Origin of the sequence: Bradyrhizobium sp. Cp5.3, from assembly GCF_000426265.1 — a bacterium.
Classification (GTDB): Bacteria; Pseudomonadota; Alphaproteobacteria; order Rhizobiales; family Xanthobacteraceae; genus Bradyrhizobium; species Bradyrhizobium neotropicale.
The window spans coordinates 1-19,138 of record NZ_AUFA01000066.1 but is presented as its reverse complement, the minus strand read 5'-3'; the positions used below and the strand labels follow the sequence as shown (position 1 = coordinate 19,138).

The following is a 19,138-nucleotide window of genomic DNA, read 5'->3' as shown; positions in this document are numbered from 1 at the left end:
TAACCTGTTTCACGGAACGGTCCCTCCTTTGTGGCGTTCGAACAACGACCACGTTCTAGCACTTTGATGCTGTTGGAGCGGGCCGTTCCACCACATCAAGTTTTATCCAGCTTTGAGTTCGCTCCGGTCGTTGGATTTGCCCGATCGGGCGGTGGGAGCGACGGGAGCTGGCGCGGAGCCTTGGGCGTAGCGCAGCGCCAGATCCCGGCGCGGGTTGCAGGTGGAAGCGAACTCGGATGGGGTCTTCCATCCGAGCCGCGAGTGTGGGCGTGCATCATTGTAGTCGGCTCGCCAGTATCCGAGTGCGACGCGGGCCTGGGCCAGCGACGTAAACAGCGTCTCGTTGAGCAGTTCGTCCCGCAGTCGGCCATTGAAGCTCTCGATGAAGGCGTTCTGCGTGGGCTTGCCCGGCGCGATGTAATGCCAGCCAATGCGGCTTTGATCGGTCCAGGTCAGGATGACGTTGCTGGTGAGTTCGGGCCCGTTGTCGCTGACCACCATCTTCGGCTTGCCGCGCTCGGTCATTAACTGGTCCAGCTCCCGCACCACCCTGGTGCCCGAGAGCGAGGTGTCGGCCACCAGCGCCAGGCATTCGCGGGTGCAATCATCGACCACAGTCAGGATGCGGAAGCGGTGGCCGTCCGTGAGCTGATCCGACACAAAGTCGAGCGACCAGCGCTCGTTCGGCGCCATGGGCACTGTCATCGGCGCCCGGGTCCCGATCGCCCGCTTGCGGCCGCCACGGCGGCGAACCGCGAGCCTTTCTTCCCGGTAGAGCCGGAACAGTTTCTTGTGGTTGATCAGATAGCCCTCCCGCTTGAGCAGAACATGCAGGCGCCGATAGCCAAAGCGACGGCGCACCTCGGCGATCGCCCGCATGCGCTGGCGAAGCCCGGCGTCATCCGCCCGGGTCGTCTGGTATCTGATGGTCATGCGGCAATAGCCGATGGCTTTACACGCCCGCCGTTCGCTCATCCCGTGGGCATCCATGAGATGCGCGACAGCTTTCCGCTTGGCCGCGGGGAGCTATAACTGATTTGTGCCTTTGAGCCGCCGCCAGGTCTTCGATGCGGTGATAACGAGCTTGAATACCATCAGCTTGGCGGTTGTCGGCGACAACGAACCCTTGGTGCGCACCGTCCGGTGCCGCACGGTGGCGAACACGCTCTCGATGGGATTGCTGGTGCGCAGGTGATCCCAATGCTCGGCAGGAAAGTCGTAGAAGGCCAGCAGCGCGTCGCGATCCTTCAGACATTCGACCGCGCGACCGTATTTGGCGCGGTATTTCTCGGCAAAGACGTCGATCGCCGCTTCGGCGGACGCCCGGTTCGGCGCCCAATAGACCTCGCGCAGATCCTTCTTCATGGTGGCCTGCACCGAGAGCGGGACCTTGTCCAGGACATTCACGGTCTTGTGCACCCAGCATCGCTGGTGCCGTGTGCTGGGAAAGACCTCGTCGAGCGCCTTCCAGAAGCCGAGCGCGCCGTCGCCGACGGCAATTTCGGGCGCGATCTGCAATCCGCGCTGTTTGACGTCGATCAGCAGCTCACGCCAGCTCTGCGCGCTCTCCCGCACGCCGACCTGGAAACCGATCAGTTCCTTCTTGCCCTCCGGCGTCGCGCCGATCAGCACCAGCATGCACTCGCCGTGGTCTTCCATGCGGGCCTGCAGGAAGACGCCATCGGCCCACACGTACACGTATCGGCGCGCCGACAGATCACGCCTCTGCCAGCGCTCGTACTCGCCTTGCCACTCGGCCGTCAGCCGGGAAATCACCGCGGGCGACAGGTTCCGCGCGTCCTTGCCCAGCAAGGCCGTCAGCGCCTCCTGGAAATCGCCGGTCGAAATGCCGCGCAAGTAGAGCACCGGCAACAGCGCATCCAGACTTCTGGTCCGCCGTGCCCACAGCGGCAGGATCGCCGAACTGAACCGGATCCGCTCGCCATCGCTGGACGCCCCGCGGTCGCGAATCTTCGCCCGCGCCACCTCGACCGGGCCGACCCCGGTCAGGATCGTTCGCGCCGGGCCGTAGCCATGCCGCACGACACGGGCGCGTCCGTCCGCAAGTTTCAAATCCTTCACCGTGGCAAGAAAGGTCTCGACTTCCACCTCGACAGCCTGTGCCAGAAGCTGCCGCGCACCGGCGCGCAGCACATTGGTCAGTGGATCATCGATCTCGTCGGGCTGACGAAGCGGGACAATGTTGCTAGTCTCGTTCATGGCGTATCGCTCTCCTTGAGAGGTTCTGGCAGGCTCGACACCCGCCTCGATACGCCGCCTATCTCAGTCCGTCATCACCCACTTTCCTGCATAGCTCCACTGAGAGGTCACGAGGCCTTCCGTGCACTGGCTCATTCTACGCAGTCCGCTCTGGTTACAAAACGAGACATCGCCGCTCAAGGCGCAGTAGCCCGCTTGGGCCAGGAGGAGACATTCTGCTAGGTTCCTTTGATTTCGGAGCTCATGCAACGCGGACTGGCCGATCGGCGTTTCCCCGCCCCCACAACAATCCGCTTCGAAGGCGTTGGCAAAATCTTCGCTGTAGATACCTCTGTTACTGAAGCTCACGGGCACTCAGCGAGTGAAAGAAGATCGTTGGGCTGAATGCCGTCCGCCGTCGTCTTGATGTACTTATGCCCATTGTGTTTGGCCACGATCAAACCAACCGTGATTCCGTCTTCTTCGACATAGAACTCCCATTCGCCACTTTCGATGTCTTTGATCGTTTGACTGACAGATTGCTTCCAACGACTGCCGCTTGAATATACACCACCGACATTTTCAATCCTCTCGTGGGGATCCATCTTATCGGTCTTATTGATGCAACGAATGCGTGCGAGTTTGGCCATGAGGGTCTCCTTCTTCCTTCTCCTTCGGCTGCAGGGCTACTGACCAGCTTAAACTTCGGCCAGGGATTAGGCCGCCAACCAACCCTGGTAGGTGCTGTGCAGCCCTTCTCCGCGATACAATTTGGCAGCGCCACCTATCACCTGGGGGAACGCGGTGGTCAGCTTTGCTGTCAAGGCGGTAAGGCTGGCCACCGAAGTTTGCGCGCGTGATAGGGACAGCGCTTCGTTTACACGATGCCGAGTCGCGCTCGCGCTGCCTCCAGTGTCGCCGAGGTCGCCGCTAATTTCAGGGGGTGACGCAAGCGCACGGACTAAAATCGGCCCTTTGGGTGGCCGGCAAGGCGCCAGCGAAGTTTCGCGCAGCATCCAAAGAGACGTGGAGATGACTAAGGTCACTGTCTACAAGATTCTTCTCTACGAGCCCCACGAGAACGAACCGCTTATTTCCCGGCGGATGGCGACTCGCCACGGCGCTGCAGCCATGGGCGGATTAGTCATAAAGGGCTCCGGCTACGTTATCGACGCAACACACCTTGAGCAGGGCAATCAATGGACTGCGCTGGATTTCGACTAGGCTGCAAGAAAGAGCAGCCTTGAATCTGCGCAGCGTTCCCGACGAACGCCGGAGAAAGGTCTACGGCCCGAGTAGATATGAAGTGGACGTACGAAACACGCGCGGGATTAGCTGAAATTATTATCGTCCCGGACGGATGCGCCCTTCTGTTTGACGGTCAGCTTTTAGGTCAATACATTTCCCCGGTTTTAGCCGCAGACGAACTAGCGAACGGGACATGCTATCGGCCGTCGGCTGAAGACCGTACGAAGATGGGCATTCCGGAAGACCTGTCCGCGTGGCGATACGTTCCGTAACGCGTCGATTGCCGCCGCAGTGCCCTTGGGCTATTTCTCGCTCAAGTACTTCTTAACCCTGGCAAGCGACGATCACACCGCTGCGAACCATTGCCAGCCAATTTTTGGCCGGACACGTCCTGCGGCGGCCGGGATTGCTCCGCTTCATGAGTTCGTCCGCCAATTTTGCTTATCACTGACGCCATACCGTTCTTCGTTCGCGCCATCCACGGAAGACAGGTTTGCTACACGCCCATTTAGTACCCGGCTGGGCCAACCCTCAGGCTCTTTCAGACAGTGCGCGTGCACCATTGTGCCAGGGAAACTGGCCGATTCCCCTTTGCAAAGCGACAGAGCGCGGACTCGCGCGAGGGGCAAGAACGCCGCCTAAGCCGTCCCAGCAAATCTGCGTTACATGCGAAGCGCCCTTCTGACCCGCAATCCTTCATCAAGCAGATAGTTGGCCAGCGCCAGTACCTTGTTTACGACTATCAAAGCCATTCCAAAAATCGGCCAAGGATGATCTGGCTTCACATGGACAGAGAAGATCGCCAACGCGAGCGCGCCAGCTGACACTGCTGGGAACCTCAAGAGCGCGAAAAGAAATAGCGGGCGGCTGCGGTCGCGGATCGCGCACCGCATGGTTTTGCGGTTTGCCCCTTTGACGGCCGCATCTAACAAGGCCAGCGGCCACACCGCGATTTGGGACATGCTCGCGGCCAACCTCCCAATCGCTCTCATCGCGCCCCCCCGTTCGGTCTGTCTGGAAACTCACCGGCCTCCGCTCCGAAACCGGTATCCCGCCGTACTCGCGAAACACCTGAGCCCATTAGACGCCAGCCGGTTGCACTCGCGTATCCATTCGTCTACGGGGCCCCACACCTCTTTGACGCATAACACGGGGGCATGACTGGCGCGCTTGGCCCGCTGCTGAAGACAGGCCTACGCCTTCGCAAGCGCCGACTCGCGCGACAGGCTGCCCGTTATCGCCCTGCGCCCCGCATTGTCGTCGCAATAGAAGAACTCGACCGCCCCGTCTGCGCGCACGGCCTCAAGCTCTCCTCGTGCTACATGATGCCCGCCTTCGACATCGGCGGTGCGAAACATCCTCGCGGTCCACTATTCTTGATTTCAATGCGGAATTTCCCCTGCGGCGTCGGTGCGCGCAGGAGCAAGGGCCCGGATACGCTGCTATCGCGGAGGAGCCGTTTACCGACAATCCCGACCTCGTTGTCGGGATTGTCTCGTTCGAGACACATTGACGTTCGGGAAGGGCACGCCGCCGCACGTTCAGGACCGTTGAATAGAATTACAGAACAGCGTTGTGAGGCTCTTGCTGAGCAGTTGGCACGACCTTTGAATCTATCGCGTGCGTAACGGTAGGGTCCACGGACCGAAGGAGACCAACAATGAAGACCGAAATGTCAGCCTATGGTGTGACCGAATTAACTCCTGAAGAAACGTTTGCAACGTCCGGAGGAATGTTTTTGGGAATATTCCCTGTAATCATAGGCATAGCAGCCATTATAACTGCTGTTGCAGGCGCAGTCGTGGGACGCGGCAAGTAGCTCGTCACGGTGATTTTGACTCTTTGGTCGCGCAGTTTGGCGCGACCTTTGTCTGTTGTGAACATCCGGTTGATACGGCCCGAGCTTTGTTTCGCTGCCGTTCCCATGCTGCGATCTCGTTTCTAAGGCGTTTTGGATCGGCAATCCGGCGGCCGAGACACTGCCCTTGGAGGACGCCGATCTCGATCTCGACCATGTTGAGCCAACTGGCGTTGACCTTGCCCCCTGGACTTAATCCAGATTGAAGTTCGCTCTGGCCCATATGTGGACCAGAGCATGAAGCGCAGCCGCTTTTCGGAAGAGCAAATCATCGGGATTTTGAAGGAGCATGAGGCCGGTGTGCCGGTTGCCGATCTGTGCCGCAAGTACGGCGTCAGTGACGCCAGCATCTACAAGTGGAAGGCAAAGTTCGGCGGGATGGAAGTCTCGGAGGCCAAGCGGCTGAGGACGCTGGAGGATGAGAACACGCGGCTGAAGCGCCTGTTGGCCGACGCCATGTTGGACAACGCGGCACTGAAGGACCTCTTGGGAAAGAAGTGGTGACGCCCGCGGCCGAGCTACGTAAGCCGCAAGATTTGCAGTTCCTAATCTCAAAGGTACTTTGGGCGCGGCGATGCGGCGCGGGTACGCGGCACCGCCTAGTTCGCGCATATTTTGCGGCGGCGTTTTCGGCCTTTGGTTTCTCGCTAAAGAAGTGGCTTTCCCGAGCCGTAAACGGCCAGCCGGACAACGCCCGGCATGGTAACCAACCAATCCTGATAGGTGCATCGCGGGTCTCTTCGGAGATACGATGCACTAGGACTGACTGCGCGAGGTCGCGGGGTACCGTGGGGTACGCGGGGTAAGTGAAATGACTGCAAAACGCGTACTTTGGTTCGGCATCGGTCTCGGAGTTTGTCTCGGCCTTGGCCTATGGCTGGTATTGCCCGGCCGGTTGGCCGGTAAGGACGATGGTGCCGGTAAGGACGATGGTGTCCGCGCGTACGACGACGCCCTAATCGACAAGGTTAAATCAACTTGGCGAGCGCAGGATGGCGAGACGGCGGAGCAAATCTTCGCCAGGGTCTCGAGCGTAGCCCACTTCGTTCCCAGGGGATGGGAACTTGGGCCCAAGACCGACACTGGCGAGTTCGTTGTCTTTTCATGGGCCAAACGCCGGTCTGATGAAGGAAAGGACGAGTATACGGTCACATGGGAGGTGGCACCCGATGGCACCGTGAAACTTGTGGCTCCGTACGCAAAACCGATGGAACTAGGCTGGCAGGCGTTCGCGCTTTCGCTTGTTGCTGACGAAGTAACAAACAAAGAAAGAGGCGTGAACCGTCGCTTTCTGCATGATCCCGCTAGCTTCAACTTCGTGACGACCGCGCAAGGCAAGCTGGGCGATCTTCTACGGCGCGGCCGCTGCTATATCGGTGAGCCGGTTGGACTGCGCTACTCGCCCAAGGTAGACGAGCAGCAAACCGCGAAGGGCACCCTGTGGCGCGTGGAGCTCTCGGTCAACTGCAATACTCCCGGACCTAGTTATGTTACCCGTGCCGGGGTCATCATTTTCGAGAAGCGCGAAGAGCAGGATTGGGAGCCACAATCCTTCTTTGCCACGCTTATCGCCGCGGATGCACCCGACTCTTGGTTTGAACTTGCAGACCCGAAAGACCAGGAAGCATTCGAGGGGGCCCGAAAAACATTGGCCAAATGAAAGCCGTAAACAAGCGCGAGGCCCGGGCCGTCGATCATGGATGGCGAAGACGAACAGGTTGACGATAGGCTGATACGTGCTGTCGCGCGCGCAGAGACCCGGGCGCGAGAGCGTGTCATCCGGTTGCTCGAAGCCGAGGAACTCCTCGACTTGGACACCGAGACGCTCCGCGCGAAAGAGCGGCTTTGCGTCGTCAAAGCCGCAGAGAGTCAAGTAGGGCTCGCCGAGGCGGCCCTCAAGCTGCAAGAGCGTAGCGTGCTCGCGCAGGAGCGCCAAGCCGCCGCAATGGAAGCCTTGGTCGCAACGGTCCAAAGCGTGGTCGGGATCGGACGCCAGCGTTGCTATAATAGCACCAATCTAGGCGGGGTTGATGACGATAAGCCCGCGCTTTTTATCCGTACCGGAACTGGCAGCAAAACGTTCGCTAGCGCTGTCGATAATTCGGGGGCCGACGATGATTGAACGTGAAGTCGCAGCGTCGATGCTCACTGTGTAGGCGAACTATGCGGATACCGGGAGTGCCGGACGCCGAGGTCCACCTTTCGCTGTAATGACATTTACCTGTGCGCGGATCATATCCGGGTTGTCGAGGCCGCAAATCACTGGAGTCGCCAGGTTCGCTGATATTCGCGATCCCGTTTTCGGCCCGGTTCTCGCAAGCCTCATGAAACAGGGCAGTCTCGGGCCATAAACGCCCCTACAGGCGGTCATCATGGATGCACTGGCGAGCAAACCGACCGTGGAAACATGGCCAATTGACCGTTTACGGCCCTATGAGCGCAATTCGCGCCGGCATACAGCCGAGCAAATCGGGCAGATCGCCGCGTCGATCCGCGAGTGGGGTTGGACCATGCCAATCCTGGCGGCGGATGATGGGATGGTGCTCGCCGGTCATGGCCGGCTTGCGGCGGGCAAGATGCTCGGGATCGCCGAGGTGCCTGTCATCGTCGCGCGCGGGTAAAGCGAAAACCAGAAGCGCGCCTATGTCATCGCCGACAATCGGCTGACCGACGCGAGCGATTGGGACGACGAGATGCTGCGGCTCGAATTGAACGACCTGTTGGCCGGCGGCTTCGAGCTTTCCCTGACCGGCATCACCGAGGACGAGCTTACGAAGCTATCGATCGGTGTGGCCGCGCTGGAAGCGATGCCGGAATTGCCGGATGGCGACCGGTCCCCATATCGCGACATGACGTTCATCCTGTACGGCCAGCAATGGGACACGGTCGACGCCGCGATCAAGGCCGCGATCAAGCCGCGCGATCCCAACAGTCCGAACCGATCGCCGCAGGGCAATGCGCTCGCGGATATCTGCGCCGAGTACCTGCTCAATCATGCCCAGCGCTAAAGACATCCGCGTCGCGCCGATCTCGCGCCGCGATGCAGACGCGCTGATCATCCGCCAGCACTACAGCCACAAGACCGTGCAGAACGCCTATCTCGCGCTCGGCGTCTTCCTCGAAGGCGCGATGACCTTCGGCCCGTCGATGGACAAGTCGAACATCCAAGGGCTGGTGCGCGATACCGGATGGCACGGTTTTCTCGAATTGAACCGGCTGGTCTTCACCGATGCGCTACCGCGCAACTCGGAAAGCCGCGCCCTCGGAATAGCGCTGCGGATGATCCGGAAGACATATCCCCAGATCGAGTGGGTGATCTCGTTCGCGGATGGGTGCCAGTGCGGCGACGGGACGATCTATCGCGCGGCGGGCTTCGTCCTGACTGCGATTCGGAAGAACCATAGCCTCTTGCGCGCGCCGGATGGCACGGTGGTGCACAAGATGGCGCAAGTTACCGGCAAAAATCGCGCGGATCACTTCGCCAGGAATGGCGGGCGCTGGTCGGGTGAAGGCACGCCGCTCGCGGGATATCAACTGCGGTACATCTATTTTCTCAACCCGGCAGCGCGGGCGCGGCTGACGTGCCCGGAAATCCCTTACTCGGAAATTGAGCGGCGCGGCGCCGGGATGTATCGCGGAATTGCGCGTGGCAAGCAGGCGATGGCCGAGGTCCCCTCGGCACAGCAGCGGCGACCGCCACGCTCCAACGTAATCTCGCGAGCTCACTAGAAGCCACGTGGTCAGCATAGGCTTTGAAGGGGCACAAGGCGAGGGACAGCGGCGATTAGACATTAATCATTAGTCGGCAGACAGCATCCACTGCCGACACGACATGCCCTTTCGTCCGTCCGACGGTTGCTCAGGCCTCAGTCAACTACCAACCTTGGGAATTGATGGAGCAGATGGTCACGTGGCAATCCTCGTCCAACACACCGTCAGGGAAAGTCGGTTTAGAGAATGAAAAAAGTCCTGCTGGGCACGATAGCCTTCATCGCGCTGGCCGCTCCTGCCTCTGCCGCTGATCTTGCTGCGCGGCCCTACGTCAAAGCGCCCCCGACGGTCATTCCAATGTATGATTGGAGCGGCTTTTACATCGGCATCAATGGCGGCGGCGGCTCCGCGCATCAATGCTGGGACGTGGTCAACACCGGCGGCGTGGTCGTCGCTCCGCCCGTTGGGATGGGGTGCCATAATGCAACGGGAGGCACGGTCGGCGGTCAAATCGGCTATCGCTGGCAAATAGCGAACTCGGTGTTCGGCTTGGAGGCGCAGGGCAACTGGTCTGATTTCAAGGGCTCCAACGCCAACTCCGCTTTCGCAGGCGTCCAGGATGAATCCAAGCTTGATGCATTCGGTCTGTTCACGGGCCAAGTCGGCTATGCCTGGAATAACGTGCTGCTCTATGTGAAAGGTGGGGCTGCGGTCGTTCGTGACAAATACCGGGTCTTCGAATTTGGGTCTGGGCTGGCCATCGACAACGGCAGCGAAACTCGTTGGGGCGGCACGGTAGGGGCGGGCCTTGAATTTGGCTTCGCTCCGAACTGGTCCATCGGTGTTGAGTACGATCACTTGTTCATGGGTCATCGGGACGTGGACTTCTTTTTTTCACCCGGATTCGTGGGTGGTCCGGCGGGCGCCTTTGCAGGGACTGCCCGTATCGGTCAGGACGTCGATATCGGATTGGTCCGCGTGAACTACCGCTGGGGTGGCGCGGTCGCCCCGACATATTGATCTTCGCCAGAACGGAAGCGGTCCATCCCACGGAGAGCTCGACAATCCTTGGCGCGTTGCTCCTCTCTCTAGCTAGCAATCATGGATGTAGGTCGTTCTCAAGGAACGACGCAAGGATGTATGAGTCACGAGAATGAGGCTCCGCATGGCATCAATCTCGCTTCGACATCACGGAAAATGCCCTCGCTGTGGTTCTCCACCTCGAAGAGTGGAAGCGATGATGCGCACGAAGCCCAGCCCTTTGGCCCTGCTGGAACTGCGACCATGAATTTGGCACCGTCGTCACTTCTGACGAGAAGGCGCTGTTAGTCACTGAGACCACAAGGCCATTCTTTACGAGACTGCTCGTCTGACCAATGACGCCCGAACAGGTCGACCTCATAAGGATATCGTTCGACGCGATGTGGCCGATCCGTCGCGACATCGCTGCCCTGTGTTACAGCCGGTTCGTCGAACTAGATCCCGATGCAAGGGACCTGTTCACCGGAGACATCGAGCGGCAGCGGATGAAGGTGCTGGATATGATCACGGCGCTGGTCGCCTCGCTCGACGAGAGACCGATGTTCCAATCGCTGATCACGCTTTCAGGTCATAAGCACGCCAGACTCGGCGTTCAGCCATCGCACTATGTCGCAATGGGCGAGGCGTTGATGTGGAGCCTTGAGCGCAAGTTAGGCGCCTCTTTCACCCCGGAACTGCGGGAGTCTTGGCGAACACTTTACGCCACGGCCCAGACCGAGATGCTACGGTCAGCCGCGAAAACATAGAGTGTCACGAAAGTTTCGCTGCGGTGCCGAGAGGCCGCAGTTGGGGCGCTCAGGCCCATCGCGTTTGTTAGAGAAAGCCAGCTATTGTGTGGTTTGAGGGCGGACGGATGGCCTTACGATCTGAGTGAAAGTAGTTTTGCGATTAGCGCGGCGGTCAGCAGCGTGGCGTGGCCGTCGGGCGCAATGGCGTAAATGATCGCGCGCCGCTTGCATCGCGGCGAGAACTGTGGGCCGCTGCTCGATGCGGTATTGACCGCGCCCGAGGAACAGCGATGCGGTGAAGTGGTCCGCCTTGCGGATCGCCTCGACCGTGCGGGCCTCGATCTCTGTCACCGTCATACGCCAACCCCAAGGGATAGCGCCGCCATGGCGAGCGCGTCGGCGATGCCGATGTCGGCGGGGGTGCGTGCCATCATGGCGCGGATTTCCTCCGTTTGGCCCGGCGCGGAATTGCGAGGGTCTCGACCCCCGAGGCCGGGTGGCTGGATCAATCAGCGCCCGGCGCGTTTCCGGGCCAAATCCCCGGCGGAATGGTCCAGATTTAGGCCATGGTCGGTGGTTGGAAGGCAATTCGGGTCGAATTCCGGGACGAAGAAATGTCGGAAGATCAAAGGGTTGTGGGCGGCCCCGCAGGGGCCTCACAGGTCGGCTCCGATCCGGGGGCGGTTATCTGCGCGGCGATACCGCAGAGACCGATGTCTGGGACCAGCTCGCCGAACTGATCTCGACGCCGATCGACGGGATGCCGATCCATCTGACTTTCGTCGACTCCGGTTTCCGGCCGGGCAAGACCGACACGCTGCCGCTCAATCGGGTTTACGAGTTCTGCCGGCGATTCCCCCGGCGCGTCCGCCCGACCAAGGGATCGAGCGGTCCGATGCGCGTGCCGCTGATGATGTCGAAAATCGAGGTCACCGTCACGCGCCCCACGTTCCGCATGGTCTCGCCATGGGACAAGGGTCTCTGAGCCATGGGCGCGCTGCGGAACATCGCGCGGCGCATCCGCAACCAGTTCGATCCGTCGTCCGCGATCCAGCCCGGGTCCAAGCAGAGCGGCTTCGATAGCGCGCGGTATGGGCGGCGGCTTTCGCCCTGGCGCCCGGCTACCGTCACCGCCAACGTCATCATGTCATGGCAGGGCGAGCTGTTGCGCGCCCGCGACACGCTGCGGAATAGCCCGCACGCGAACGCCGCCGTGGAGAGTTTCGTCGGCAATCTGATCGGCGCCGGCATCAAGCCGTCCTCTCTGATCGAGAACGCCGATAGCCGCAAGGCGGTGATGGCGGCGTGGCTCGACTGGACCGACGAGTGCGACGCGGACGGAATTGTCGATTTCTACGGCATGCAATCGCTCGCCGCCCGGTCGCTGTTCGAGGCCGGCGAATGCTTCGTCCGATTTCGGCCCCGCCGTCTCGAGGACGCTTTCGGTGCCACTGCAAATCCAGATGCTGGAAAGCGAGATGCTGCCCTATTGGGACAACCGCATCGCGCCGAACGGCAACTACATCATGAACGGCGTCGAGTTCGATTTCATCGGCCGGCGCGTCGCATACTGGTTCTTTACCCAACATCCCGGCGACGGCCCGATCGAGGTCGGCGGCTTCACCATGGATCAGGTCCGGGTGCCCGCCAGCGAAATTCTCCACGTTTTCCGCGTCACACGCCCCGGCCAAGTCCGGGGCGTTCCTTTGGTGACGCCTGCGCTCGTCAAGCTGTACTTCCTCGACCAGTACGACGACGCCGAGCTTGATCGGAAGAAGATCGCTGCGATGTACGCGGGCTTCATCACGTCGCCCGCGCCCGAGGACATCCTCCCGGATGTCAGCTCCGACGCGAACAGCGTTCAGGTCGGCATCGCCCCGCTCGAACGGGGCACGATGCAGGCCCTCTTGCCGGGCGAGGATATCAAGTTCTCTGATCCGGCCGATGTCGGCGGCTCATATGAGGCGTTCCAGTATCGGCAGCAACTCGGCGTCTTTTCCGCGATGGGGGTGCCCTACATGCTCGCGACGGGGGACACACGGCGCGCGTCCTACTCGTCGCTGCGCGGCGTCATCGTCGAGTACCGGCGGCGCTTGGAGCAATTGCAGCACAACGTCATGGTCTTTCAACTCTGCCGCCCGATCTGGCAGCGCTGGATGAGCGACGCGGTGCTGGCGGGCACCATCAACCTGCCGGGCTATGTCGATCAGGTCGCCGGCTATCAGCGGGCGAAGTGGATCGCGCCGCGCTTCGAGTGGGTCGATCCGCTCAAGGACCGGCAGGCCGAAAAGCTCGCGGTCGATTCCGGCTTCAAGTCGCGCAGCGATGTGGTCGAGGCGGAGGGTTACGACCCGAGGAGACCGACGAGCGGATCGCGCTGGACCACGAGCGCGAGGAGCGACTCGGTCTCAATTTCCCGATCCATGGCGCCTCGTCGACGCAGCCGATCGATCCGAACGCGCCCGATCCGCAAGAGGTCGCGGACGCTGTGGCCGACGATCAATCCCAAGACTCCGCAGACGCAGCATAGGAGCACGACCATGCGCCGCTGGTTTTCGATGAAACTGACCGCCAAGAAGACCGGCGAAATCATGATCTATGACGAGATCGGCCGCTCGTTCTGGGGCGAGGACACGCTGTCGGCCAAGGACTTCGACGCCGAATTGAAAGCGCTCGGCGACATCGAGCAACTGAATTTGCGGATCAACTCGCCCGGCGGCGACGTGTTCGATGGCGTCGCGATCCATAACACCATCAAGAGCCATCCCGCGAACGTCACCCCTATGTCGACGGGATCGCGGCCTCGGCGGCCTCCTATATCGCGATGGCCGCCGACAAGATCATCATGCCGGCGAACTCGTTCCTGCTGGTGCATGGCGCCAGCGGCTTTGCGATTGGCAACGCGGCCGACATGCGGACCATGGCGGACGATCTCGATCGGATCGACCAGTCGCTCACCGCGACCTATGCCGCGCGCGGCGGGAAATCGACCGACGAGGTCAAGGCGCTGATGGCCGAGGACCGGCTGATGTCTGCGGATGAAGCCAAGGATTGGGGCTTCGCCGACGAGGTGACCGCCGAGGTGAAAATGGCCGCCGCCTGTTCGCTGCGGCTGCTGCCGCCAGGAGCGGCGACGAAGTTCAAAGCGATCATCGAGACAACCGCCGAGAAGGAGCCGCCGCCGGCACCGGCAGTTGCGGAGCCGGGAGCCAAGCCGGAAACGGCGTCGCCCCCGGCTCCAACCAATGAGGGTGGTGCCGAGATCATCCGGATTGACGCCGCGCGCCGCGAGGGGCGCGATACCACGATGGCCTATGTCAACGAGGTGCTCGCCGGCCTGCCGGCACTGGCGCGCGACTTCATCAAGGCGAACGAGCCGACCGAGGCTGTCCGGAGCAAGCTGATCGAGGCGCGGGTCGCCGCCGACCAAAAGCTCGAAATCCAACACCATCGCGCGCTGCCGACCCAAGCCACGCGCGAGAAAAACACTGCTGCGTGGTCGCGGATCGCGGAGCAGTTGAACGCGCGCATCCGCAAGCAATAGGAGGAATCCCACGATGACCACGCTCAACGAAGGTCGGCACCCGCCGAGTTCCTGCTGTCCGAGGCGAACGGCAGCCGCTCGCGCGGCAACATCACCATCGGCGCCAGCCAAACCATCGTGCCCGGTCAGGTGCTCGGCAAGGTCACGGCGAGCGGTCAGTATATCGCCCATGATCCCGCCGCTGCGGACGGATCGCAGACGGCGGCGGCGGTCGCGCTGTATGGCGCGGTGACCGGCGCGGGCGCGACGGCCGCGATCTCGGCGATCGTTCGCGATTCGGAAGTGAACGGCAAAACGCTCACCTACAAATCCGGCCTGACCGCTCCGCAGATCGCGACCGATCTCGCAGTCAACCGGATCATCGTCCGCTAGGCGCGGGCGCCTTTCTCACCCTCCCAACAATCTATCCGACCTCAACAACCACGGCGGCGTGCTGTCGGGGGTGCGGGTGGCTTTTGTCTTTTTGAAAGGAAACGGCAATGCCCATGCTCGACATCTTCAACAGCGATGCATTCAGCGTCGTCTCGCTGACCGATGCCATCAACAAGCTGAAATTCGTGCCCGGCTATCTCGGCGCGTCGGGCCTGTTCGCCGAAACCGGCATCACCACCACGTCGGTCGCGATCGAGCAAAAGAACAACGTCCTTGTTCTGGTGCCGCCCACGCCGCGCGGCGGTCCCGGCGTGACGCTGGACAAGGGCAAGCGCTCGATGCTGTCCATCAACGTTCCGCATTTCGAGATCAACGATGCGGTCTACGCCGAGGAAGTGCAGAACATCCGCCCGTTCGGTCAGGAGAGCGGCGAGGATAGCGTGATGCGGCTCGTCGGCGAGCGCATGCAGACGGACGGCCGGTCGCAGGAAGCGACCATCGAGTATTCGCGGCTCGGCGCGGTTAAGGGCGTCGTCACCTATGCCGATGGCAGCACCCTCGATCTGTTCGCGACCTTCGGCGTGGCGCAGGCGGCCGAGGTCAATTTCGACTTGCAACGCGGCGCCGGCACCGGGCGTGCTGCGGAAGACTTGCGCGGGCGTGATCCGCACCATTGCGGCGGCGCTCGATGGCACGCCGTTCATCGGAGTCGAGGCGATCTGCGGCGATGCGTTCTTCGACAACCTGATCGCGCATCCGGAAGTGCGGGCCACGTACACCAATTGGCAGGCCGCCGAAGAACTGCGGCAGGGCTATGTGCAAGGCGGCCAGGTTTACGGCGCGTTCCCGTTTGGCGGCATCATGTGGACCAACTATCGCGGCCAAGTCGGCACCCAGCCGTACATCAACACGGACAAGTGCCACATGTATGCTTCGGGTTCTTCACCTTGGATCCGGTGGGTATAGCGGCCCGCGCCGTAGGCCCGCGCGAGACCATTCCGTCGAGGCCGAACTTGCAGGGGTGCCGGAATAGATCGGGCCCGATCCCCCTTTGTTCGTAAGCGTCGTTCTCGGGCTGCGGCTTTATTTGCGCGTCTAGCCATTCATAGGCAATCCTGACGCAGTCGTCATGTGCGTTGCAAAACGTTTGCGCGTTGATACTGGACGCGTTTTTTGCGGACGCAATTTCGGCAACAGTGAGCATGGTTGTCCCCTCCGACACACTTCTCGGCGAGTGCTATACCCGGTGCCAACTCCCTCGCGACACCGGTCGTCAGGGTTGTCCGGCCAAACTATTAATTCTGGTAGTTGAGCATTGGGAGTGTGTATGTCGAAAATAGAGGTGCAATGGAACGGACCTTGCAAGATACGGAGAGTCTTAAATGACAGCGCCGATTCGACAACTGACGAACCAAGTTGATGACAATCCTGGGCCGAAATATCAGCCGCCTTGGGATTTCCTGTCTGTGGACACGAATACAGGCGTGGGCGGTAAGTATATCTACATCGGCTATACCTTGGACAATAGCAATCCAGTGACAGCAATCGACTTCATTGCATTTGACGAAGCGCAAAAAAATCCGCCTCCCGATTATCAATGGACAGGTCAGGATCTGAACCAAGGAGCAGGCGGGAAATACATTTACATGGTTTGGAGGAACGCGGAGGGTGGTAAGCCCGTCACAGCCCTGTTGCTGCTTCCTACCGACCTGTCCAAACCGCCTGCTATCGCAGGGTATGAGGCGATCAACCAAGATCTGAACCAAGGTGCCGGAGGCCCTTACATCTGGCCGTACTACAGCACGACTGTTCCGATGCAGAAGAAGGATGAGGTCGTACTCGCAAAGAAGTAGACGGGCAATTTTCAATGGTCTGCTTCTGCGTTCTAATCCTTGACAGCGGACATCAGTGCGGTGTCCCGCGCGGCCACCTTTCCGATGATGTGGTGATCTGCGAATCTGCGGGTAGAATTCGGCCGTTAAGTTTAGAATGGACACAGTGCACAGTGCAATCACGGAGCCGGTGCGGCGTCTTCACCGGAGCCGGAAGTGGGGCGACGAAGACAAGGCGCAGATTGTTTGCCAAGACCGTTACAAGTGGTGACCCAGTCTGTGCCGTGAATCGGCGCCACGCTTGCCGCCCGGTCAGCCGCTGCCCTGGGTGAAATTCACGCTCGCTATCTGCGAGGTCGTCCATTCCCTCAGAGCGCGCGACGTTAGGTGGGCATCGGCCAGTTGCCTCCAGGACTTCCCGGCTTCGATCCAGCTGCGTTTTCGGATGGGAAATTCGTCAAGCATTCTCTGCGCAGTTGAAGCAAAGCCTGCAGCGTCAGAATTCGCGTCACGCTTAGCCTCTTCGAGCGCTTTACGAAGGGCCGTTTCGGACTGCATCCACCCGGCCTCAGTAAACCTACGCTCCGCGAAATGCTCGAAGCAGGATCTGAACTTCAAAGCACGGCTGAGAACCGTATAGGCTGGTAGACCCACCTCGGTCAGCCAGTGCCTGAGGGATGCTGTTTGCTCTTGGCCGGCGTAATCGACAAACTCAGAAATATCGAACACCAGCAGCGCTGCCATACTAGCAACTTCGCTCTTTACCTCCGCGTCCTGCGTTTCGAGCCAATCACTGATCATCTGCAATGGCGTCATCAGCTGCCCCAAAGTCGGGCCCGCGAACCGAACGCGGGCCTGACGGAGCGGAAACGCCGCATTGACCAGCGACGCCGCGATTTCACGTTCGATCGTCCACGCTGCCCTCCTGCGCAAAGCGACCGACAATTTTTCATGTTCCCATCTGGGATACTCCAACCCTCGTCCCTGCCCCGGCTTCTTTACAATAGGACGCTGGACCGATGCAGGGGAGCAGGATCGCTCTTTCCCACATCACGCTCCCACCCACCGAAGCTAGCAGCGACGTGACTCGACGCTTTTGTGACGGACCAATGAAGCGCTGTCCCTGCCACGCGCCGCCAACTTCAGCGGTCAGCCTTACTGTCCTGCAAGTAAAACTGACCGGCCGCCCCACGAGGGTGGAAAGCCCCGGGGCGATGGAATCGTATCGCGAAAGGTCCCGGGCTCGCACCTACCAAAACTGGTTGGCCTCCTAAACCAATGCCGCGTGGATCAATTAACTTCAGCCTTGGCCGCAAAGCAGCTAGGCCTCGAAGGCCGAGCGCGACCAGCGCGATCTACCTTTGGGCAGCCAGCGCGGACGCGACTCGGCGCCGAGGAAACATGCGAAAAGCCGACGCTGTCCCTATCGCGCCCGCGCTGCGCCAGTGAAGTTAGTCGCGACATAACTCGGCGCTTTGTCGTTCCCTATAAAGCGCTGTCCCTGTCACGCGCGACTAACTTCGGTGGCCAGCCTTACCGTTTGCCGCAAAGCTAACCGGCATGGCCCGCACGGACGGGAATCCACGGGCATGCCCCCAAGCTGTATCGGCAAAAGGTCTCCCAGGCACCTACCTGGATTGGTTGGCTGCCTAAGCCCAGGCCGATGTCTAAGCTGTCCGAGTTGAATTCTATTGCGTTATGTAGTCTCGGTGTAGGACGGCTGGTCTTGCAACGCCATCAAAGAGCACAGTATGCCGGTAGTTCGAGGGCTGATTTCGACTACCGTTCCGTTGTTGTTCGCCAAGTCGGACACCGGACGTTCCCACGTCCGCTCGTCCCTCTGCAGTTCATCAACGCACTCCGCAGCCCACGCTTGAAGACAATGCTTGGCACGCCATGAAGGGGCGCCTCCGCCACATAATCTCGTCCGACACATAAGAACGGATCTGCACCACCGTCCCGCACCAGAGCCATCAAGCCGGTCGCCCCCTTGCGGAAGTCAACCGGTGTGCTCGCGACATAAACCTGCACGCCGGCCGGGATCATGCCTTGCGAACCGCCCGCATCACATCGACAAGCCGGTCAGCCCCGACGTCAGGGCCCGCGTGCACCACCACATCGCTGATAACAATTTCTACCATGTCGCTCCGCATCGCTTCAAAGCGCGCAAATTTGACCGGCTTGCTCGGAGCTGCGGCCAATGGCACGACAACCCCGGACGCCTTCGCCTTGCGACGCCACACGAAAAGTTGCGACGGATCGAGCCCATTTGACCGCGCAATCGCCGATACATTCGCTCCGGCAACCAGCGTCTCTCCCACGATCCCCGCCTTCTCCTCATCCGACCATGACCGGTAACTGCGCGCCGGACTGCTCGACAGCCGCACAGGGCTCGCCGTGAGAACTTCGAAGCTTCTAGTATCAGACATACGTTCGCTCACAGGATTCTCCTTGCACAACACCAGGAGATTCTCTGCTATTCGAACACGCAGCGCTATGTGGGGTCTCCTACCTTTCAATTACCCACATTTGGAATCGGATTTGAACGACGCGCTGCGGGCGAAATCTTGAATCGGAAGAATCTGTTGTGATTCATTGTTGAGCA

18 protein-coding genes and 8 pseudogenes are annotated in these 19,138 nt (G+C 60.7%); 16 read left to right on the top strand and 10 right to left on the bottom strand.

The window, feature by feature from the left end; all coding sequences use genetic code 11:
- Positions 1-102: 102 nt before the first annotated feature.
- From K289_RS51955 to K289_RS0138140, 3 genes and pseudogenes are all read right to left on the bottom strand, one after another.
- Positions 103-1,023, bottom strand: a pseudogene (locus K289_RS51955) (IS3 family transposase); the annotation flags it as partial.
- 6 nt (positions 1,024-1,029) lie between these two features.
- A pseudogene (locus tag K289_RS51950) lies at positions 1,030-2,220 on the bottom strand (IS256 family transposase); the annotation flags it as partial.
- 344 nt (positions 2,221-2,564) lie between these two features.
- Positions 2,565-2,849 carry a DUF3892 domain-containing protein gene (locus K289_RS0138140; protein WP_027556189.1) on the bottom strand — a complete coding sequence of 95 codons (285 nt, stop codon included), beginning with the start codon at positions 2,847-2,849 and terminating at the stop codon, positions 2,565-2,567.
- A gap of 382 nt (positions 2,850-3,231) precedes the next feature.
- On the opposite strand from K289_RS0138140, the gene K289_RS0138135 reads away from it, so the two are divergent.
- Positions 3,232-3,423, top strand: coding sequence for a hypothetical protein (locus K289_RS0138135; RefSeq protein ID WP_156918408.1), 192 nt, complete (start codon positions 3,232-3,234; stop codon positions 3,421-3,423).
- Between the two features lie 686 nt (positions 3,424-4,109).
- Here the strand turns inward: K289_RS0138135 and K289_RS0138130 are convergent.
- Positions 4,110-4,409 carry a hypothetical protein gene (locus K289_RS0138130; protein WP_156918407.1) on the bottom strand — a complete coding sequence of 100 codons (300 nt, stop codon included), beginning with the start codon at positions 4,407-4,409 and terminating at the stop codon, positions 4,110-4,112.
- Between the two features lie 231 nt (positions 4,410-4,640).
- Positions 4,641-4,805: a hypothetical protein gene (locus K289_RS51105; protein ID WP_156918406.1), complete on the bottom strand. Its 165-nt coding sequence runs from the start codon at positions 4,803-4,805 to the stop codon at positions 4,641-4,643.
- A gap of 302 nt (positions 4,806-5,107) precedes the next feature.
- On the opposite strand from K289_RS51105, the gene K289_RS51100 reads away from it, so the two are divergent.
- Positions 5,108-5,266 (top strand): hypothetical protein, encoded by a 159-nt coding sequence (locus K289_RS51100; protein WP_156918405.1) that lies wholly within the window; start codon positions 5,108-5,110, stop codon positions 5,264-5,266.
- A 32-nt stretch (positions 5,267-5,298) separates the two neighbouring features.
- Here K289_RS51100 and K289_RS52650 read toward each other — a convergent pair.
- Positions 5,299-5,480: pseudogene (locus K289_RS52650) on the bottom strand (IS630 family transposase); the annotation flags it as partial.
- A 62-nt stretch (positions 5,481-5,542) separates the two neighbouring features.
- Between K289_RS52650 and K289_RS0138120 the strand changes: the two are divergent.
- The 8 genes and pseudogenes from K289_RS0138120 to K289_RS0138090 form a co-directional block, all read left to right on the top strand.
- Positions 5,543-5,820 (top strand): annotated as a pseudogene (locus K289_RS0138120) (transposase); the annotation flags it as partial.
- A gap of 296 nt (positions 5,821-6,116) precedes the next feature.
- The gene (locus K289_RS46740; protein WP_084788903.1) at positions 6,117-6,965 is read left to right on the top strand and encodes a nodulate formation efficiency C protein; all 849 of its coding nucleotides are present in this window, start codon (positions 6,117-6,119) and stop codon (positions 6,963-6,965) included.
- A gap of 36 nt (positions 6,966-7,001) precedes the next feature.
- Positions 7,002-7,427, top strand: coding sequence for a hypothetical protein (locus tag K289_RS0138110; RefSeq protein WP_027556185.1), 426 nt, complete (start codon positions 7,002-7,004; stop codon positions 7,425-7,427).
- A 250-nt stretch (positions 7,428-7,677) separates the two neighbouring features.
- On the top strand, positions 7,678-7,926 hold the full coding sequence (locus tag K289_RS48065; RefSeq protein ID WP_051311272.1) for a ParB/Srx family N-terminal domain-containing protein: 249 nt from the start codon (positions 7,678-7,680) through the stop codon (positions 7,924-7,926).
- A 72-nt stretch (positions 7,927-7,998) separates the two neighbouring features.
- A complete protein-coding gene (locus K289_RS48060) occupies positions 7,999-8,313 on the top strand; it encodes a hypothetical protein (protein ID WP_051311270.1) in 315 nt (104 codons plus the stop codon).
- Positions 8,300-9,034, top strand: coding sequence for a hypothetical protein (locus K289_RS0138100; RefSeq protein ID WP_027556184.1), 735 nt, complete (start codon positions 8,300-8,302; stop codon positions 9,032-9,034). Before K289_RS48060 ends, K289_RS0138100 begins: the two co-directional genes overlap by 14 nt.
- Before the next feature lie 228 nt (positions 9,035-9,262).
- Positions 9,263-10,036: an outer membrane protein gene (locus K289_RS0138095; protein ID WP_027556183.1), complete on the top strand. Its 774-nt coding sequence runs from the start codon at positions 9,263-9,265 to the stop codon at positions 10,034-10,036.
- A 356-nt stretch (positions 10,037-10,392) separates the two neighbouring features.
- Positions 10,393-10,803 (top strand): globin domain-containing protein, encoded by a 411-nt coding sequence (locus K289_RS0138090; protein ID WP_027556182.1) that lies wholly within the window; start codon positions 10,393-10,395, stop codon positions 10,801-10,803.
- Positions 10,804-10,884: 81 nt separating this feature from the next.
- Here K289_RS0138090 and K289_RS46730 read toward each other — a convergent pair whose 3' ends face one another.
- Both K289_RS46730 and K289_RS51945 read right to left on the bottom strand, forming a co-directional pair.
- Positions 10,885-11,142 (bottom strand): hypothetical protein, encoded by a 258-nt coding sequence (locus tag K289_RS46730; protein WP_035687476.1) that lies wholly within the window; start codon positions 11,140-11,142, stop codon positions 10,885-10,887.
- Between the two features lie 477 nt (positions 11,143-11,619).
- On the bottom strand, positions 11,620-12,036 hold the full coding sequence (locus tag K289_RS51945; RefSeq protein ID WP_198024865.1) for a hypothetical protein: 417 nt from the start codon (positions 12,034-12,036) through the stop codon (positions 11,620-11,622).
- On the opposite strand from K289_RS51945, the pseudogene K289_RS53245 reads away from it, so the two are divergent.
- From K289_RS53245 to K289_RS46710, 6 genes and pseudogenes are all read left to right on the top strand, one after another.
- A pseudogene (locus tag K289_RS53245) lies at positions 11,930-12,160 on the top strand (phage portal protein); the annotation flags it as partial. The gene K289_RS51945 and the pseudogene K289_RS53245 overlap by 107 nt on opposite strands.
- Positions 12,161-12,248: 88 nt before the next feature.
- Positions 12,249-14,329 (top strand): annotated as a pseudogene (locus tag K289_RS53240) (phage portal protein).
- Positions 14,330-14,374: 45 nt separating this feature from the next.
- A pseudogene (locus K289_RS46720) lies at positions 14,375-14,701 on the top strand (head decoration protein); the annotation flags it as partial.
- 107 nt (positions 14,702-14,808) lie between these two features.
- Positions 14,809-15,267, top strand: a pseudogene (locus K289_RS52940) (major capsid protein); the annotation flags it as partial.
- Complete coding sequence (locus K289_RS52935) at positions 15,242-15,667, top strand: major capsid protein (protein WP_371260903.1); 426 nt, start codon at positions 15,242-15,244, stop codon at positions 15,665-15,667. The pseudogene K289_RS52940 and the gene K289_RS52935, both read left to right, overlap by 26 nt.
- A 416-nt stretch (positions 15,668-16,083) precedes the next feature.
- Entirely contained in the window at positions 16,084-16,554 is a 471-nt protein-coding gene (locus K289_RS46710) for a hypothetical protein (protein ID WP_035687472.1), read from the top strand.
- Positions 16,555-16,845: 291 nt separating this feature from the next.
- On the opposite strand, the gene K289_RS0138040 is transcribed toward K289_RS46710, so the two are convergent.
- Together K289_RS0138040 and K289_RS0138035 are read right to left on the bottom strand one after the other, a co-directional pair.
- Positions 16,846-17,478, bottom strand: coding sequence for a hypothetical protein (locus K289_RS0138040; protein ID WP_156918404.1), 633 nt, complete (start codon positions 17,476-17,478; stop codon positions 16,846-16,848).
- Between the two features lie 1,097 nt (positions 17,479-18,575).
- Complete coding sequence (locus tag K289_RS0138035) at positions 18,576-18,974, bottom strand: transposase (protein WP_027556176.1); 399 nt, start codon at positions 18,972-18,974, stop codon at positions 18,576-18,578.
- Positions 18,975-19,138: the final 164 nt, after the last annotated feature.

Coding starts and splice junctions, on each gene's coding strand:
- K289_RS0138140 (WP_027556189.1), bottom strand. CDS start 2,849: ATGGCCAAACTCGCACGCATTCGTTGCATCAATAAGACCGATAAGATG.
- K289_RS0138135 (WP_156918408.1), top strand. CDS start 3,232: ATGACTAAGGTCACTGTCTACAAGATTCTTCTCTACGAGCCCCACGAG.
- K289_RS0138130 (WP_156918407.1), bottom strand. CDS start 4,409: ATGTCCCAAATCGCGGTGTGGCCGCTGGCCTTGTTAGATGCGGCCGTC.
- K289_RS51105 (WP_156918406.1), bottom strand. CDS start 4,805: ATGTTTCGCACCGCCGATGTCGAAGGCGGGCATCATGTAGCACGAGGA.
- K289_RS51100 (WP_156918405.1), top strand. CDS start 5,108: ATGAAGACCGAAATGTCAGCCTATGGTGTGACCGAATTAACTCCTGAA.
- K289_RS46740 (WP_084788903.1), top strand. CDS start 6,117: ATGACTGCAAAACGCGTACTTTGGTTCGGCATCGGTCTCGGAGTTTGT.
- K289_RS0138110 (WP_027556185.1), top strand. CDS start 7,002: ATGGATGGCGAAGACGAACAGGTTGACGATAGGCTGATACGTGCTGTC.
- K289_RS48065 (WP_051311272.1), top strand. CDS start 7,678: ATGGATGCACTGGCGAGCAAACCGACCGTGGAAACATGGCCAATTGAC.
- K289_RS48060 (WP_051311270.1), top strand. CDS start 7,999: ATGCTGCGGCTCGAATTGAACGACCTGTTGGCCGGCGGCTTCGAGCTT.
- K289_RS0138100 (WP_027556184.1), top strand. CDS start 8,300: ATGCCCAGCGCTAAAGACATCCGCGTCGCGCCGATCTCGCGCCGCGAT.
- K289_RS0138095 (WP_027556183.1), top strand. CDS start 9,263: ATGAAAAAAGTCCTGCTGGGCACGATAGCCTTCATCGCGCTGGCCGCT.
- K289_RS0138090 (WP_027556182.1), top strand. CDS start 10,393: ATGACGCCCGAACAGGTCGACCTCATAAGGATATCGTTCGACGCGATG.
- K289_RS46730 (WP_035687476.1), bottom strand. CDS start 11,142: ATGACGGTGACAGAGATCGAGGCCCGCACGGTCGAGGCGATCCGCAAG.
- K289_RS51945 (WP_198024865.1), bottom strand. CDS start 12,036: ATGCCGGCGCCGATCAGATTGCCGACGAAACTCTCCACGGCGGCGTTC.
- K289_RS52935 (WP_371260903.1), top strand. CDS start 15,242: ATGCCGATGGCAGCACCCTCGATCTGTTCGCGACCTTCGGCGTGGCGC.
- K289_RS46710 (WP_035687472.1), top strand. CDS start 16,084: ATGACAGCGCCGATTCGACAACTGACGAACCAAGTTGATGACAATCCT.